The sequence below is a fragment of the Caldicoprobacter guelmensis genome, assembly GCF_016908415.1.
GTDB classification, from domain to species: Bacteria; Bacillota; Clostridia; order Caldicoprobacterales; family Caldicoprobacteraceae; genus Caldicoprobacter; species Caldicoprobacter guelmensis.
Genome location: NZ_JAFBDW010000007.1, coordinates 33,457 through 50,484 on the forward strand (window position 1 = coordinate 33,457; position 17,028 = coordinate 50,484).

Sequence of the window (17,028 nt, forward strand, 5' to 3'; positions counted from 1 at the left end):
ATGAAAGATTATTATCAAATTCTTAATGTGCCTGCTAATGCATCGCAGGCGCAGATTAAAAAAGCATATTTTTCTCTGGTGAGAAAGTATGACCCAGAGCGCTTTCCTGAGGAATTTATGGAGATTCGAGAGGCCTATGAGGTTTTGTCGAACGAACAGACGCGCAGCGAATATGACTCTATTATGACCATGGATCCAGTTATTCGTAATGTTTATGAGTATTGCCGTAAGTCTTTTGAAGAGGGGGATTATGAAGAAGCTATCAATGGGCTTGAAGAAATAATCAAAAGGGTTCCAAATCTCTCTATCGTACAGGAATTGTTAGGAGAGGCTTACCTTCAAAACGGCAATACTGTAAAGGCGATAAACGTTTTTGAAGATTTAGTCAGGAAACACCCTGATAATGCATCATTTGTCAGCAGTTTAGCCAATGCATATCTGGAGCGAGGTTGGCATAAAAAGGCTTTAAATGCCTTTAAAAAGGCCATAGAACTGGATGAGGATAACCTAGCTATTTGGCTGGGGTTGGCAGAGGCGTATTATTTAGCCAAGGATTACGATAGGCAGCGGCAAGTTTTAATAAGCGCATTGGAAAAGGCGCGAGAAAAAGGATGGGATAGCGTATCTCTGTATTTTAACATAATACAGAATGACATATTGACTGATAATATGGATGTATTCGACACACACCTGGAAGAGCTGAGCAAGCTTGCTATAGAACGTGAGGATATAAGAGAAGCAATAGGTTGGGCAATGGCTGAACTCGGCCGTGTTCTTGTGCAAAACGATATGATTGACGTGGCAAGGGCCGTTATCGATAAGACGATATTGATAATTCCCAATGATGAGGGGTTATTGGAGTATAAACGTAGGTTGGACAGGTTTGGTGAACTGAAAAAGATATTAGAGGCTGCATATGATGACCCTAAGCTCGATAGGGTAGTTGTTGATTTTATTGCTTTGGAGATAATGCCAGATGATTTTATGGGTGATACTTTCCCACACGAGATGGCGCAGTTTTTTATGGAGTATAGACTTCTCAACAATATTAATTTGCATATGAAATCTATACTTCATTTAAAAGAGGAATACCCGGAACTTTATGCTGTAAAAAAGGATTTCTTTGTAGCGATGGAAAATCCTTATCAACGTAATAAAATGCTGCGCAGATATCAAAGGGAAGAACGCCGATATATGGGTGTGTTTAACCTGTTTAAAAGTTTGCTGGATGAAGGCCAGGAAGATTTAGAAGATGATGAGGATTATGTTGAACCATGGTATAGCTCTGATAAGCCTTATGTCAGAGAACAGCCTAAGGTAGGGCGAAATGACCCATGCCCCTGCGGCAGCGGTAAAAAGTACAAGAAGTGCTGTGGGAAAATAGAGTGAGGGTATAGAAAATGAGGAGCTAAATTTTAACTTGAATTTTTGATGGAAACCGAATATAATTATAAATGCTGGGGGGCTGTAGCTCAGCGGGAGAGCACCACACTCGCATTGTGGGGGTCGAGGGTTCAAATCCCTTCAGCTCCACCATTCAAATTCACAATAAAGTGGATTCTATTTTGTTTTTCGTGAACAATAACTTTTCGGATGTAGGTCTGGATGATACGTTTTTATTCGTCCAGACTCTTATTTTTTATCTAAGAGGAGAAGCCTACTTTTTTCTTTCTGAGCATGGATGGATAGACGTTGTAAAAGATGTTTTTGATAATCACAATGAGATTACCAGTTTTTTATCATGTATAAAACTCGTAAAATGGAGTATTACTGTACTTGCTTTAACATGGTCCGATGCTTTTGGGGAATATCCCTGATATATAAGTTTTTAAGGAAATACGGTTTGTAAAATGGTGGTCGACACGATGTCCCCTTCAATTATGTAATTTTGCGGAAGGACGGGGCTACAAAGTATATAGTGGAGGACAACAACTGCAAATTTTACGTTCAGCTTAAAGATTTGCAAAAGTATATTGATCAGACGGTGAATGTTAAAGCTGTTATAAGAACGGTTATTGATAGAGGAGACACGATAAAAATCTCGCTTTGTGATGGAAGTCTGGATATAGGGATTGACGACGATTTGGCAGTATGGGTAGAGCCTGTGGCTAAGGAGCTGCTCATAAAGAAGGGGTTGAGCCTGCCGTTAATTGCGGCCGAAAAAATCGCTTTGAAAAAAGTTAAGGTGCTCGAGGGTACACAATATTTTTCCACATACCTAGGCTTGAGATACAGGACAATACCGAAATCAAAATTGAGTATTAAGAGGTAAATGACATATGATCTTGAGTGTGAGTCGCAGGACAGACATCGTTGCTTTCTATCTGGATTGGTTTTTTAATAGGTTAAAAGAGGGGTACGTTCTTGTGCGCAATCCCATGAACTATCATCAGGTAAGCAAAATATATTTGAATCCTTCAGATATAGACTGTATAGTGTTTTGGACAAAGGATCCAACAAATATACTGGATCGACTCGATATGCTGGATGATTATTTTTATTATTTTCATGTCACCATAACAGGATATAATAGGAGATTGGAGCCTAACGTGCCGTCTAAAGAGAAAATTATACAATCCTTTCAGAAGCTTTCTCAAAAAGTAGGCAATGAAAGGGTAATATGGAGGTATGACCCGATAATACTGTCGAGTGATATAGATTTGGAATTTCACTGCAAAAGGTTTAGGGATATTGTCTCTTGCTTGAGCGGTTATACCAGACGCTGTACCATAAGTTTTGTGGATATGTACAAGAAAACCGAGCGCAACACCAGGGGTTTGAACATGCGCGACGTAAGCCATGCTCAAATGGTGGATATAGCCGGTGCTATCGTTGAGATTGCTAATAAGTACGGGATAGAGGTTCAGACTTGCTGTGAAGAAATCGAGCTCTCTCATTTGAGCATTCACCATGGCAAATGCATCGACGATGACCTCATAAGCCGAATAAGTGGCCGCAGGATAAACGCTAAGAAGGATAAAAATCAAAGGGCAGCATGTGGCTGTGTGGAAAGCGTGGACATAGGTGTTTACAACACCTGTAGGCATGGATGTTTATATTGCTATGCCAATTACAGCAGCAAAGCGGTCAGTAGCAATGTTAAGATGCATGACCCTGCTTCACCCATGCTTGTGGGGAATTTAGAACCCGAAGATGTTGTTATCGAGAGAAAGGTGAAGAGCTTTACTGATGGACAGATAAGCTTTTTTGATTGAGATTTTGGACGTGTAGGAATAAAACATTGATTAACAATAGGTTGGATAAAAATTTTAATTTTGTTATGTAGGAGTTTTTGAAATAATGTAGAAAGAAAGGTATAAGGGAAAATTGTCGTCTATCTCAAAAGGTTTTTGCATTATTGGAAGTCGACGACAAAAGAGAGTGATATTATACTTCGAAGACCGCACTGTGTTTGTATTTTTTAACGGTTTTTGACCCACGTATAGGGGACGGAAACGTCTTTACTCCAAATATGCCTACGGCGCCGCAGTGTTTTTGACCCACGTATAAGGAGTAAAAAGAGAAAAGTGGCCTAAATTTTAGGCCGCTTTTTGCGTGTGCCCGACATAGGCGATAATTGGGCAGTGGAAGTCTCCTATGTGTTCGGCAGCGGGAAATACCGGCTGAACTACAAGTGCATGCATTGTGAGGTGGAATCTAAAGAAGGTGGAAGACAAGATTTTGTGCTGAGGGAGGCGATGAAAGTTAAAAAGTTAAATTGTATTGGAAGATGTGCAAAGGTTGCAGACAACCTCGGAAGCAGGTTATCCCACGGGAAAAGAAATGGAGTCTCGGAAGACGAAGAAAGCGCATAGTGGGTTGACGGTCTCAGAAGAGGAGGCGATGTGGAATCTTAACGAACCAGTGGATACTGTAGTGTATGTGTTGGAATGTGAAGGGTCTGTAGGTGAAATAAATTATCTGCTTATCATTCGATTGTTGAGCAGGGGACATCACGGTAACCTGCTGTAATAATTAAGGGATAAAATTTCAAGAGAAAATTTGCAAACATTTTAAAATGAAGTTTTCGAACTTTTCGAAGGTTTCTACAAAACGAGGAGGTTAATTTAATATGCCTTATAAATTTGAAATAAGAAGAAATGATTATCTAAAAAGAGACACCTTTGGATTTTGTCATCAGTTTTATTTTGGGTATAAGGTGCCGGGGAATCCGGACTTTTTAAACACGCTAAAAAATACTTTTAATGAAGAGCTTTATAACAATTTACTCATTGCCAGGGATGAAGTCGTAAAAATATTGATGAAGGATATTCCGATCATTCTGGAGAAGACCGGTTTTTTAGAAAGCCTGATCGTTTGTGTTCCAAGGGCGAAGGCTTTGAGCTATTATAGTCCGACGCAGTTGATGTTTTTGGAAGCAGTTAAAATCGCTGCTAATTGTATTCCAGGGGTTGCTGACGGAACTGATTATATTAAGAGGATGGTGAATACCAAAACGACTCACATTAAAAGGCAAATGAGCATTCCAAATGATGGGCCTGAGCCGTATCCGGGGATAACAAAGGATACGTGCAAAATATATAGAGACAAGATAAAAGGCAAAAACATTATACTTATCGATGATATATATACAAAAGATGTCAACGTAGACGAAGATTGTATTCAAGCATTGTTTGACAGTGGTGCCCAAGAAGTGGTATTTTATGCAGTGGGTCACACAATAAAGAATATATTAAGTATAAATAATGACTTTATTAAAGCAAGGTTAAGAACTGGAGAAGAAGTGATATTTTATCCAGTTTGTAGCAAAAACACTTAGGGGAGGGAAGTATGAGGTACTCAGAGGTTGCATTAAAAGTGCTGGCGGCAAAGGAATGCGGTATTATAAAGACAAATGCACAGTTCTGGAAACAATATGCTGATAGGGAGAAGTTTGAGAACGAAGTCGCAAATGACGAGAGAGTTATTGAGATGGCGGAGAGGATTAGATTTGATTTGGAATTGGCAGACGAGGGAGGAATTGTTTGCTCGTTTGACAAGGATTTTCCATATATTTGCTCAACGGTTAAAAATAAGGGGGAGAAGCCTTTTTTGTTGTTTTACAAAGGTGATTTATCGCTGCTGCAGAATTTAAACAGTAATGTAGCAGTAATAGGTCTTGTGGATCCGGATGAGGAGATAATAAGGCGGGAAAAGATGATAGTTGAAAAACTTGTTGAAAATGGTCTTGTAGTAGTGAGTGGTCTAGCTAAGGGATGCGATACGGTTGCACATAAGATCTGTTTGGAAAAAGGGGGAAAGACGATAGCGGTTCTGCCTTCTCAGGTAAACAAGGTGTTTCCGGCGGAGAATAGAGGGTTGGCGGATGAAATAGTAAAGAAAGGGGGATTGTTGATTTCGGAGTACTACAAAGATGCTTCATCTAAGTATGAAATGACTAATCGACTGGTTTCACGGGATAGGTTACAGGCCATGTTTTCAAAGGCTGTTATTTTAATTGCTAGCTATAGAAAAGGGGAAGGGGATAGCGGTTCACGTCATGCGATGGAAGCCGCAGAGAAATACGGAGTAGAGCGCTATGTAATGTTTAATAAGGATAGGGATGAAGATAATAAAAAATTTGGCTTAAATAAAGATTTACTTTGCGAAAATAAAGCCAAAATTTTAACGCACGGTTCGATTAATGAAATCAAAATGATAAAGAATTCATCTTGCGGGACCACATCGGCTAGTGGTGAACAACTAAAATTTTTCTCATAAACTTTTTAAATGGCATTTTCACATATTTTGGTGCCGTAATGGCTTGCACCAGACTTGTGAGATGAGCCATCGAAGGCAACAGATAGTTTGGTTTGCATTTTAATATTGCGATCTACATCGGTTCAGCTCTACCATAAATAAAACCACCTGAGAGTGGCAAGTGGTTTTTATTTTTTTGTGTCGTGTTGCAGCCGACAGGATTGCATATTTTTGGATTTTTTCTTCTGTTTCGAGGGAAATTATTGACTCAATTATTTAAGTGCTATATAATTTAGATATGAAATATTTGGGAAATTTAATGATAACTCTGCTTATTTGCCATGTGACCAAAGATGGCCATGATGTTCACTTTGTAGGATATACTCAAGCGTTGAGACAGATGACAATTAAATCTAACGGAGGTGATTTAGGTGAACGGTTCTCTTGAGCTGGAAGTTTATAAGGCTTTGAGGGATGCTCACAATACCATTAAAAGGGAACTGCACAACAAGCTGGCGGATAACGGCATTACTTGGCCCCAGTTTCATGCGCTGTACCACATTGGCGACGAAGGTATTCCCAGCCATGAGCTGGCAAAGGAGCTCAACTGTAACGCCAGCAACATGACGGGATTAATTGACCGCATGGAGCAAAACAACTGGGTTTACCGCGTACACTGCAAGGACGACAGGCGCGTGTGGTTGATTAAGCTTACTGAAGAAGGCAAAAAGCTGAAGGAGGAGCTAATTCCCAAGCATCAGAAGAATATAGAAGAGAGGATGAAGGTGTTGAGCGAAGAAGAGCTAAAGACGCTCAAGAGTTTGCTGAATAAGCTTATGAAAGGATAGGAGTTAGTAGTTATTAAAAAGGGAGTCGAGGGGGATTTTTATGAAGGAGCTTAAAGCGCTTATGCGATATATGAAGCCTTACAGGCTTCATATATTTGTTGCCACCGTTTGTATGATAATGGTTACGGCTATGAATATGATCGGCCCCTGGATGATCCGCAACCTTATAAGCACGGTAACCCAGAGCGTAGAGGGTAAGGCAAGCCTAGCCCAGGTCAATTTCCTTGCTCTGGCTGTAATTGCAATATATCTGCTGAGGGCGATATCGCAGTTTGGTACCAACTACATATCTCACTATGCAGCGTGGAAGATGCTGGAGGACATAAGGAGCCATTTATATAATCATTTACAGACTCTCTCCTTGAGGTTTTTCCACGACAAACAAACGGGAGAACTCATGTCCAGGGTACTCGATGATACTCGAAACTTTGAACAGCTGCTGGCTCATGCCATTCCAACCTTGGTGGTCAATGGCTTGATGCTCATTGGGGTGTCTGTTATCCTGTTTTCCATGCATTTGAAGCTGGCGCTTTACACCCTTATACCGATCCCCTTGCTTTTCTGGATGGTTGTCAAGTTCAGCAAGATATCCCGTCCGATGTTTAAGGAAGCGCAGAAGGAGATTGCAGAGGTTAGCGCCATCCTTCAGGATAACTTTTCGGGGATTAAGGAGATCAAGGCTTTTACTCAGGAAGAATACGAAAGCGAGCGCACCTTAAGCCGCATAGCTGCTTACACCAGGGCCATATTGCGTGCGCTTAAGCTGAGCAATGCTTTTCATCCCAGCATAGAGTTTGTATCCGGACTGGGAACGGTGATAGTCATATTTTTCGGGGGAAGGTTGGCCCTGACAAAACAATTGGCGCTGGAAGACCTAGTGGCTTTTCTGTTGTACCTTAATACCTTTTATCAGCCCATAACCTCATTTGGGATGATCAACGAAGGGATACAGCATGCCCTGGCCAGTGCCGAGCGGGTATTTGAGATATTGAATGAGAAACCAGAGATAAAGGATGACCCCGATGCAATAGAGATAGACAGGGTAAAAGGTAAGATAGAGTTTAGAAATGTAAGCTTTCGTTATGTGGATGAGGTTCCGGTATTGAAGAACGTATCCTTTAAGGTAAATCCCGGCGAGATGATAGCGCTGGTAGGTCCTACGGGGGTGGGTAAGACCACCATTGCCAACCTAATACCCAGGTTTTATGACCCTGATGAAGGTCAGATCTTGATAGATGATATAGACATAAGAAAGATTAAGCTGAGCAGTTTGAGAAAGCAGATAAGTATGGTTTCCCAGGACGTCTTCCTGTTCAACGGTACCGTGAAGGAGAATATTCTGTACGGGCGGCCTGATGCCACCGATGAAGAGGTAATTGCAGCTGCAAAGGCTGCCAATGCCCACGAGTTTATAATGGAACTGCCTGAGGGGTACAACACTCGAGTGGGTGAAAGGGGAGTGAAGTTATCAGGAGGGCAGAAGCAGAGGATCTCCATAGCCCGTGCCCTTCTTAAGGATGCACCAATATTAATTTTGGATGAGGCCACTTCATCGGTAGATACCCAAACTGAGAAGCAGATTCAGGAGGCGCTGGAAAACCTTATGAAAAACAGGACCACCATCGTGATTGCCCATCGCCTATCTACCATACGTGATGCTGACCAGATTATAGTGCTCAAGGACGGAGAAATAGTGGAAGCCGGCAAGCATAACGAGCTTCTCAAGAAAGGGGGCCTGTACAGCCAGCTGTGTAAAGCCCAGAGCACAAGTGAGGAGTTGATGGCCGTTTAGTGAACCTAAACGCAGGGATAAACTCCTGTGTGCATCTGCTTAGGGAGGGCCATAAATTTATTAAAAGAGAGGCTGTTATTGAATATTGGAAATAACGGAGAATTTTTAGCTTTATGTCCGTTTTATATTGATGAAGGGTGTTTAAAAAATATATAAAACTATACAGAAAGGAGCTTTAAAAGATGGCCATAAAGTGGAGGAAGGATCTGGAGGTCGGAATTGATGAAATTGACAATCAACACAAGTCACTGGTGGAGGCCATAAATAAGTTGCTGGAGGCCAGCGCTGCCGGTAGGGCTAAACAGGAAATCGGCAACACCCTTGACTTTCTGTCAGATTACGTTATAACGCATTTTAACTATGAGCTGGAATATCAGAAAAAGCATAATTACCCAAAATATGAAGAACATCAGAAATTGCACCAGTTTTTTTTGCAAGAAGTTGAGGGGTTGAAAAGGAAGTTTGATCAGGAGGGGGCGACTCTTTCTTTCATTGTTCAGTTCAACAAAAAAATTGTCGATTGGTTTGTGAACCATATTAGCAAGGCTGATAAGGATTACGCCGAGTATATACAATCCATAAAGGATTCAATAAAATAGCTTTTTATGTTTTAGTATTAGAGAAAGTTTTGTTGTGAGTAGATTGTTGTGAATAAGGTTGTGCAGTGAGAAATTTTATTTATTGGGCTGCCGTCATTCATAGCTTAAGAAAGCCTCTTGTTCTACTCTGGCCTTTTCCTTAAGCATGACCTTTATGAGCGGATGAAACTCGCTATAATCCGGATCGTAAAGCAATTTTTGTAAAGCTTGAGCGTACTTTTCATCAAAGGACTGCCAAAATCGCTTTACTGACGTAAAAGCATCAACGTCCATAAGATAGGGCTGAAGGGTGGGAATGATTCGCGTTTTAAGGCGTTTAAATATCTGAAACCCTCCCAGGTCCATGTCGCCCCAGTGGTAAAATGTGATGCCGCACCTGCAGGCGACCTCATATATTTTTTTGAAAAACAGCCCTTTTACCGGACTGTAAAATCCGCCATGGTATATCACTAATTCATCAGGGTTCCTCTTTTTGAATACGTAATCTACATAGTTGGCTTTGTTTTCTATAAAGAGGATGCGCTTCACGGTCGGTAACTCTAAAATCGCCATATCGCGTATGGTTGGGGTGTTTATAGCTACACCATGTATAAGGGGCGTGAAATCCGCAACCCGCCCCTGTATGGAGGCCAGCATGTTGCCGCAAAACTCTACCTGCTCAGGAGCCTTGACAATGCCTATGAGAGATAAGATCTCGTCATCGGTCCATTCTCCAGCCTGTAGGTCCTCCTCCTGCCAGTATTTTTTGATAATGCTCAGCAGCCTTCGGCGTAAGTTTTTTTCGAAGTATTTTGAGTCGCCGAAGCACCTTAGGCTAAACACTCGCTCCAGCAGCTCATCTTCACCTTTGACGTCAATAAAGAGCAGTACTTTCAAGAGATTTTGTAAAAGTTCGCTGTCCTCGGGGAGAAAGGGGGGGATGGACAGCTTTTGTTCCAGCCATGCTTGGGCATCTTCTAAGAAGCTGCGGATCCACGAGGAGGCGATGCGGCTTTTCGCCTCTTGCACCAGGACAAGGGCATTTTCCACATGTTTTCGTTTGGGCACTCTTTCGGCCTGCCGGTATGCTTCTTGCAGGGCATCCAGATTCAGCCATACACGGCTGATAATGTTGCCTTTTTCAAAGCGCATCCATTCAAAGCCGATTAAGCCTTCTCTTTCAAGGTCCATCACCACCGAATTGATGAGGTCCTTGGTTGGGGTATCTTCTATGTTGTATTCGGGGAATTCGTCAGAGCACAAATTTATGAGAATCCTTCGGTTTGTGGAAGCAGCACCTTTATAGGCGCTGCTTCTTTCGTATTTATCCAGCAGCCGGTTGAGTATCAGCTTCCTGTAGTTCATACATCTCCTCCTTTATCCGTTTGGCATCAAAGGCTTTGACGAACGACCTGTTTCCGCTTCGTATCACGCACAGGGTTCTGTCCACAAGAGGAGCTATGTCGCCTATTTTTTCGGAGGGGGCCGAAAGTATGGCCTGAAGCCCGAACTTGCGCAAAAGCTTGATGCTTTCCTGTATCCTGTCACTGTCCATCTTGCTGAAGGCCTCGTCAAACATGATGAGGCGGATGGTGTTGCCCGACTCGTTATTGTATCGCGTTCGATACAGCTGGGCAAATGAGGCCAGCATGGCTATATAGAAGGGGGTTTGGGTTTCGCCGCCCGATTTTTTGTGCAGGGTTTTTGACAGCCGTTGCTCCCTATCCTGGCTGTCGGTGACTATCAGGTCAAAGGTAAGGTAAGTCTTGTAGTCGGTAAACCGTTTGATGTTTTTTTCAAGCTCAGCCCTGGTATCGGCATCCGTTTGTAAGTCCACGTCGGTGATGTGCTTAAACAGCTCTTCGATGGCGTCTTTGTGCTTTTCAAAAAATACCTGCGATGCCAGGTTGTAGCCGTCCATCAGCAGCTCGTCGGTGATCATGTCATAAAACCGCCGGTATTCTGGCCTGGGACTAACCACGAATCTGTATCGGTCATTCCCAAAGCTGCTTTCCTTCAAGGCGGTGTTGAGCTCTTCGATTTGCTCCTTGACCATGTCTATGTTGGCTTTGAGCTTGGCTAAAAAGTCATCACGGAACTGCTGAAAGGCCTTTTCCTTGGCGTCTTTGATCTTCTCCATATATTCAGGCAGCTTGATGGCTTTAAGCTCGTTGAGTTCCTTCTCATATGGCCCGTTGTCGGGGAGGTTTATGTCGTACGACATGCGGTATTCCCGGTTGTATTCCGAACGAGCAGCTACCAGCTCGTCTCTCTTCTTATTCATCTGGCTTTGAGTTCTGGCCACTTGGCTGTAGAAGTTATTATAAACTTCAATGGCCGATGCTCGGCTGGAAAGTTCCTTTTGGAAGCGCGGCTCACCCATCTCTTCAACCCAGTCGTTGGGGAACTGTTCATTTATGCGCTTTTGATACAGCTCGACGTTTTGTTTTGCGGTAGGCAATTTGTTTTGCGCTATTTCCTTGTTTTGGGCCTGAAGGCCGATAACTTTGGCCAGGGATGTTTCTTCCTCTTTTTTTAAGTTTTGAATCTTCTGTTCCACCGCTTTGATCTTTTGTTCTATCTGCACTAACCAGGTTAAATCCAGCCTTCCCAGCTCATCCACTATGTCTTTGAGCTTTGATTCTAATAGAGGTATGGCTTTGCTCTTTTCCAGTGCTTCCATGATGTTTTCGGCCTCGTTGAGGTTCATGGACTCCATGGAATATATACCGCGTAGCCACTTAGACAGGCTCTCGAGGCTTGCTAATTCTTTTTCAATCTGGGCTATCTGTGCCGTTTTGCTCTCAATCTGCTCCTCTATGGACTTTCGACCGATGTAGGGGTTTTTCCATCGGTCAGGGTGAAGCTGGCGTGCCACAAAATTTTGGTAAAGCATGCAGGTATCGGTTATGGCCCTTGAATAGTTACGCAGGTCCTCCACTTTGTCGCACTTTATAACGTTGCCCATTACAAAATCGACGAACATACGGGCGTAAGGGTTGGAGGTCTCCACTTCTTGTGCCAGGCTGTTTTCCATGGCAACAGGCTTAAGCTCTGCCAGCTTGCCGGTGTCCACCAGCCCCAGGTCGTAAAACCCCTTTTCAAACTTTAACCTGTCGTATACTTTCAAGGCGTCCAGGAAGTGTTCGGGCTCCACTATAAGGTAAAATTTTTGGGTGTGGAGGTAAGCCTCTATGGCGTTTTTCCAGCGCAGATCCCGTATTTCAAGCAGGTCGGCCAGAATGTGTACTTCTACTGTTCGCCCATATTTAGCCGAGAGGGCAGAGGAGATTTCATTTTTAAGCTCCAATAGGTTTCGGGCATATGGCTTTATACCTCGTTTCAGGTTTTCTACATCGTTTGCCAGTTCATCTTGTAACCTTTTTGCATTGATTATTGCTCTATCGATGAAGTTGCCTATTTGGGCTGCTAGCTGTTTGAGCTGATTTATAAGGCTTATTATGCTATTAAAACCCAGGGCGGCTATGGCTTCAAGGGTCTGGCTGTCAACCTTGAGCAGCTGTTCGGCGTAGGTTAAAGCCTGGTCAGACAATCCCATCAGCTCATCCCAGTCGTTTTCTATGTCCTGCCAGTTAAAGACGATGGATCCGCCCTTTGACTTATCTTGCGGTGCAGTGGCATGCTTTGTTTTCATGTGGTATATCGCATCGATAGTGCTGCCGGTATTGCTGCTTTGTGATACCTGAACGTTTTGCAGGGCGTGTATGCACTCGCGCCACACCCTGCCGTAGTGTCGCATCTGCTTTATGATGCGGTTTAGCTCCCCTTTAAGCTGCCCGAGCTGGTCTTCCAGCTGTTCTTTCTGGCTTTGCAACGCATTAATTTTTCTCTGTATATCCGATGTGGCTTTGTCGGCTATCAGCTGTTCTCGCTCTTTTTCAAGCATTTTTATGTTTTCTTTGATTTCGTTTATTTTGGCTTCCATCTCGTTTATTTCTTGCTGATTTTGGCTGTAGGCTTTTTCGAGCCGTGCTACCTCATCGAGCGCCATTTGAAGCTGGGCCCGTTCTATGATATAGCTGTGCATCAAAAACTTTTGCTTTTCTTCCAGATAAGCGTTGTATTTTTGCTGTATATCCTCCAGGGCGGCTATGCGCTTCATCATCATTTCCGCATCCTGTTCCAGCCTCTTATAATACCGGATATTGTCCTGCATAAGGCTTATGTCCACAGGGCCCTTTACATCGCACACGTCGTTGGTGATAAATGACTCGATGTCAGCTATGGGGGAGAAAGGCACGGCTTTTTTAAACAGGCTGAAATACTTCAGTTTAAGGCCTCCAAGCTTGCCCCTAAGTATCTCCTGATAGCCGCGATTTGTCTCTGGGAACTGGAACTTCCCTCTTTTGTAGTTCTTCATAAAGTAGCTGCGCAGGTCTTTAAACGACATAGGGGTATCGTTTTGAATAAAGTGGTTATCGGGCAAGGAGTCATCCAATATAAAAAACCGGTGTTCAAACGTGCCATCGTCGTAGCAATCAAACACCACACCCAGGGTAAACCAGTTGTCTTTGAAGTCATCATAGAACTCGCAGGCTATATAGCTGGTGAATCTACCGCTTCTTAAGTATTTAAATCCGGCATCGCCGTCGTCGCCTATTTCGCCCCACAGGTAGCCTTTGAGCGTCCTGGCGGATTTATCGTTGGCGGCTTTGTTGAAGAAATGGCCGCTGGTGTCCCCAAGCATTAAAAGCTGTATGGCGTCGATTATGGTGGACTTGCCAGCGGCGTTGGCACCCGTCAAAAAGTTTATGGTGTCAAATTCTATAAGCTCCTTCCAGAAGTAGTGCCAGTTGATGAGGAGGAGTTTGGTGAGCTTTTTCATTGTTCCACCTCGCCTCTTATAACGTCTTGCTCCTCGGCTCCATTCAATTCTTGATTAGAGTCCTCTTCTTCGCCGAGGGTTTCGTAGATCCTGCTAATCTTTTCGTTGGTCACCACAAACAATATCGAAGGCAAGATGAGGAGTTTATTGTCTGGTTCCTCCCATTTACCTTCCAGCTTTTGTATGATGTTATAATATGCCAGCTGGTGCAGTGCCTCTGTTATGTCGCGATCAGAAGGCTTCTTTTTTACAAGCCCCAGGGTCAGCATTTTATGGATGACCTGGCCTGTGCTGGTTAGAACCTCTTTCCGAAGGGTCACCTTTTCCCGTTCCTCTTCAAATATAAGGCGGAGTATGAACAGTATGATGGTGGTGTTTCGGTCAAGCCTGACTCGGTTGTACTCGTAACTATTCACAAGGGCGATCACGCCATACTGGCTGTCCTTGTAAAGCGCCCAACCGGAATACCACAGGTATTCGCTAAACAGCGCAAAGTTGCGTTCTATGAAACGATATTCGGGGTTTACGCGCATCATCCCCTCTTTGGCGTCGTAGATGTCCCGTATGATGAATGTACGGGATAAGAGTAGATTTACAAGCCTTCTGAACTCCTCTTTTTCTGAACTGCTCAGCTTCTCGTATTCTTCAACCCACATTGGCCCTGTCCTTTCTTATAAATCTCATGTTAGGGATTCTGTAACCATTATTATATACGTATCCATCCATGAATTCTACCCTGTAAAACATCTTTCGGTCGTGGCCCTTTAAAGTGGCCAGCATGAGGAGTATGAAGGATTCATCATCGGGGAGCGGAATTTCATGGCTGTACACCACATCGAAATCCTTCATCACGTTTCTCATGAAAGCCATAACCCTGGTGTGGTTGTAACTTTTTTTGGCTTTGTCCAGGAATTCCTTCATTATCTCCTCTTCATCCTCGTCCTGAGATGGCGGTAGCTGCAAGGGCGTGCTTTCGAGCTTTTTGTGCCGTGCAGCCCTTACATACAGCGAATTTTCATCTATGTATCTCTGGTGGAACAGCTCCACGGCTTCCTGTAGTCTGGCTATAAGCGTCTCTTGCTTTTGCTGCGGGCTGTCGGCAACCCTCTTTAATATTTCCACTATCTTTCCTTTGATGCTGCGGTCGGTGTTTAAAAGGTAGCGCATCTTTTCAACCGATGCTCGGGTATAGGCCGTGTTCTTGCGGTCGATCTCTTCAAGTATGTTATCCAGGCGTTCGTAAGTATCCATGATATACCCTATCTTGCTCAAGATGTCCTCATGCCCTTCTTCACGGGTTTTGTATCGACCGCGCATTACGGCTTGCTCCACCGTACGCTGGCGCAACGAGCTGTCTGTCAGCCAGCGTTGTAGCAGCCGCAGTATAGGCGCTTTGTAGCGCGGGATGGAATCGAAGGTCTTCAGGGGATGGTATATCCGGTCGCTTACCAGGGTTTTGTATTCGTCGAAGTGCCCTTTCAACACCTCGTTTACCGTTGCAAGGTCGCTTAAAGCCTGGTGATAGCGGCGGATGTTGTTGTGCAGCGACTTTAGCTCGTCCACCAGCCTGACGGTGTTTTCGTATGCCGTAAACAGCGCGTTATAACTGCTGGAGTCCTCTTCCTCTTCATGGGCTGTCTTTAAGGCCGAGTAAGTGGAAAAGACGTAGGAGTTATACTCCTTCAAGTTTTCATCGGTGAATGAAAACAGCAGGTTAATGAGCTTTATGGAATAATCGGGTAGCGTGACCACTTCCTCGAAGGAATCATCCTGATATTCTACATCGATCCATCCTGTTTCTTTAAGGCGCCTCAATATAAAGTGTGCGATGGTTGACAGGCTGATGTTGTTTTCATTGCTACCGTTTGAAGATTCCGTTGAAGGCTCTTCCGTATTTTCCATCTCTTCCATGTCTATACTCAGCATCTTCTCGTCCAGGTTGGAGATAAGCATGGAAATGAGGTCTTCCTTCTTTATGGTCATCTCCTGGCGAAAGGCTTTCCTCAATACAAACAGCGCATCGGCGTAGATATGTTTGTTTTTGGATGCCAAGATAGAAAACAGATTTTGCGGCAGCACATCAAAAAGGTGCATGGTAGCCTGTCCCTTCCTTTAATAAGTAGATTTTATTGCCATTATGCAAGCAATTTCGTTAACTGCTAGCATGAAGAGGACTTTTCTTTAAGCAAAACATTTTGTCGAATACTCGGTGTAGCGGATTGTCATAATAAGTTTAACACATGGCTGTGGATAATTAAAGGCACTTTTTAATTTTTGTGAGGTTGAGCAAATGTCAAATTGAAAAGAGCTTGTAAAAATGGTAGTATAAAAGTGGTAGTGTGAGGATGAAACTTGGATAGGAAAAGGGGAATTATTTATGATTCCATTGAGGGATACCATACCCAGCAGGCGTGAGCCTTTGGCAACCGTCATGCTTATAGTCATCAACGTGATGATATTTATAGGCCAGTCATTGATGCCCGATGTGGGGTTTGCGCAGTTTGTGTATGAGTATGGATTTATACCCCAAAGGTTTTTAAAGTCTATAGCAAAGTTTGGGATATTTGAGGCCAGTACATACATGCCGCTTTTTACCAGCATGTTTCTCCACGGCAATTGGATGCATCTTATCAGCAATATGTGGGTGTTGTGGCTGTTTGGCGATAACGTAGAGGATGTAATGGGCAGCATAAAGTTTGTGATATTCTATATATTGTGCGGCTTAATAGCGGGATTTACCCATTTTTTGTTCAACCCCACATCCAATGTGCCTACCGTTGGGGCTTCGGGAGCCATTGCCGGCGTCATGGGCGCCTACTTTGTACTGTTTCCTCATGCCAGGATTGTGACACTGGTTCCGTTCTTTTTCTTCTTGCCATTGTTCATACACGTGCCGGCCTTCATATACTTGATTTTGTGGTTCATAAGCCAGCTGTATTCGGGCGTCATACAGTGGATAGGCGGTGGCAGCGTAGGAGGTATAGCCTGGTGGGCGCACATAAGCGGATTTTTGGCCGGGGTGTTTATACACAGGGTATTCATCGCCCGAAGAAGGTATAGGTATTATTGAGGGCAATCGGATTTCCTGTTATGATGTTCCAGCTTATGTGCAAGCCATTCTGTGAAGTTTGCAGCATATGTGGCGGGTTACCTCTGCAATTGAGACAATAGTATTGAAATTATACCCTGCAATTCAGCTTGCAGGGTATAATTGTATTTTGGAGAATAATAATTGTTGTAAGTGAGAATTGTGGGATAGCTTAA

General features: G+C 43.5%; 14 protein-coding genes and 1 tRNA gene. 11 read left to right on the forward strand and 4 right to left on the reverse strand.

Features of this window, described 5'->3' with window-relative positions; translation table 11 throughout:
* From JOD02_RS10075 to JOD02_RS10120, 10 genes are all read left to right on the forward strand, one after another.
* The gene (locus JOD02_RS10075) at window positions 1-1,389 is read left to right on the forward strand and encodes a tetratricopeptide repeat protein (protein WP_204489245.1); all 1,389 of its coding nucleotides are present in this window, start codon (window positions 1-3) and stop codon (window positions 1,387-1,389) included.
* Between the two features lie 72 nt (window positions 1,390-1,461).
* Window positions 1,462-1,536: transfer RNA gene (locus tag JOD02_RS10080), tRNA-Ala, on the forward strand.
* Window positions 1,537-1,918: 382 nt separating this feature from the next.
* Entirely contained in the window at window positions 1,919-2,272 is a 354-nt protein-coding gene (locus tag JOD02_RS10085; RefSeq protein ID WP_204489247.1) for a hypothetical protein, read from the forward strand.
* 7 nt (window positions 2,273-2,279) lie between these two features.
* On the forward strand, window positions 2,280-3,215 hold the full coding sequence (locus JOD02_RS10090) for a DUF1848 domain-containing protein (RefSeq protein WP_204489249.1): 936 nt from the start codon (window positions 2,280-2,282) through the stop codon (window positions 3,213-3,215).
* A gap of 526 nt (window positions 3,216-3,741) precedes the next feature.
* Complete coding sequence (locus JOD02_RS10095) at window positions 3,742-3,972, forward strand: hypothetical protein (RefSeq protein ID WP_204489250.1); 231 nt, start codon at window positions 3,742-3,744, stop codon at window positions 3,970-3,972.
* 100 nt (window positions 3,973-4,072) lie between these two features.
* Complete coding sequence (locus JOD02_RS10100; protein ID WP_204489252.1) at window positions 4,073-4,780, forward strand: hypothetical protein; 708 nt, start codon at window positions 4,073-4,075, stop codon at window positions 4,778-4,780.
* 11 nt (window positions 4,781-4,791) lie between these two features.
* Window positions 4,792-5,721: a DNA-processing protein DprA gene (locus JOD02_RS10105; RefSeq protein WP_204489254.1), complete on the forward strand. Its 930-nt coding sequence runs from the start codon at window positions 4,792-4,794 to the stop codon at window positions 5,719-5,721.
* A gap of 410 nt (window positions 5,722-6,131) precedes the next feature.
* Window positions 6,132-6,548, forward strand: a complete 417-nt coding sequence (locus tag JOD02_RS10110) for a MarR family transcriptional regulator (protein ID WP_204489256.1) — start codon at window positions 6,132-6,134, stop codon at window positions 6,546-6,548.
* Window positions 6,549-6,588: 40 nt separating this feature from the next.
* Complete coding sequence (locus JOD02_RS10115; protein ID WP_204489258.1) at window positions 6,589-8,340, forward strand: ABC transporter ATP-binding protein; 1,752 nt, start codon at window positions 6,589-6,591, stop codon at window positions 8,338-8,340.
* 182 nt (window positions 8,341-8,522) lie between these two features.
* Window positions 8,523-8,939, forward strand: coding sequence for a bacteriohemerythrin (locus JOD02_RS10120; RefSeq protein ID WP_204489260.1), 417 nt, complete (start codon window positions 8,523-8,525; stop codon window positions 8,937-8,939).
* Window positions 8,940-9,032: 93 nt separating this feature from the next.
* Here the strand turns inward: JOD02_RS10120 and JOD02_RS10125 are convergent, their stop codons facing one another.
* The 4 genes from JOD02_RS10125 to JOD02_RS10140 are packed head-to-tail and all read right to left on the reverse strand — an operon-like array spanning window position 9,033 to window position 15,858.
* Window positions 9,033-10,283 (reverse strand): Wadjet anti-phage system protein JetD domain-containing protein, encoded by a 1,251-nt coding sequence (locus JOD02_RS10125; RefSeq protein WP_204489262.1) that lies wholly within the window; start codon window positions 10,281-10,283, stop codon window positions 9,033-9,035.
* Window positions 10,243-13,764 carry an ATP-binding protein gene (locus JOD02_RS10130; RefSeq protein WP_204489263.1) on the reverse strand — a complete coding sequence of 1,174 codons (3,522 nt, stop codon included), beginning with the start codon at window positions 13,762-13,764 and terminating at the stop codon, window positions 10,243-10,245. Before JOD02_RS10130 ends, JOD02_RS10125 begins: the two co-directional genes overlap by 41 nt.
* Window positions 13,761-14,420, reverse strand: coding sequence for a DUF4194 domain-containing protein (locus tag JOD02_RS10135; protein ID WP_204489265.1), 660 nt, complete (start codon window positions 14,418-14,420; stop codon window positions 13,761-13,763). The genes JOD02_RS10130 and JOD02_RS10135 overlap by 4 nt, the downstream gene beginning before the upstream one ends.
* Window positions 14,410-15,858: a Wadjet anti-phage system protein JetA family protein gene (locus JOD02_RS10140; RefSeq protein ID WP_204489267.1), complete on the reverse strand. Its 1,449-nt coding sequence runs from the start codon at window positions 15,856-15,858 to the stop codon at window positions 14,410-14,412. Before JOD02_RS10140 ends, JOD02_RS10135 begins: the two co-directional genes overlap by 11 nt.
* A 283-nt stretch (window positions 15,859-16,141) precedes the next feature.
* Here JOD02_RS10140 and JOD02_RS10145 point away from each other — a divergent pair, with 283 nt between their 5' ends.
* A complete protein-coding gene (locus JOD02_RS10145) occupies window positions 16,142-16,834 on the forward strand; it encodes a rhomboid family intramembrane serine protease (RefSeq protein ID WP_204489269.1) in 693 nt (230 codons plus the stop codon).
* Window positions 16,835-17,028: the final 194 nt, after the last annotated feature.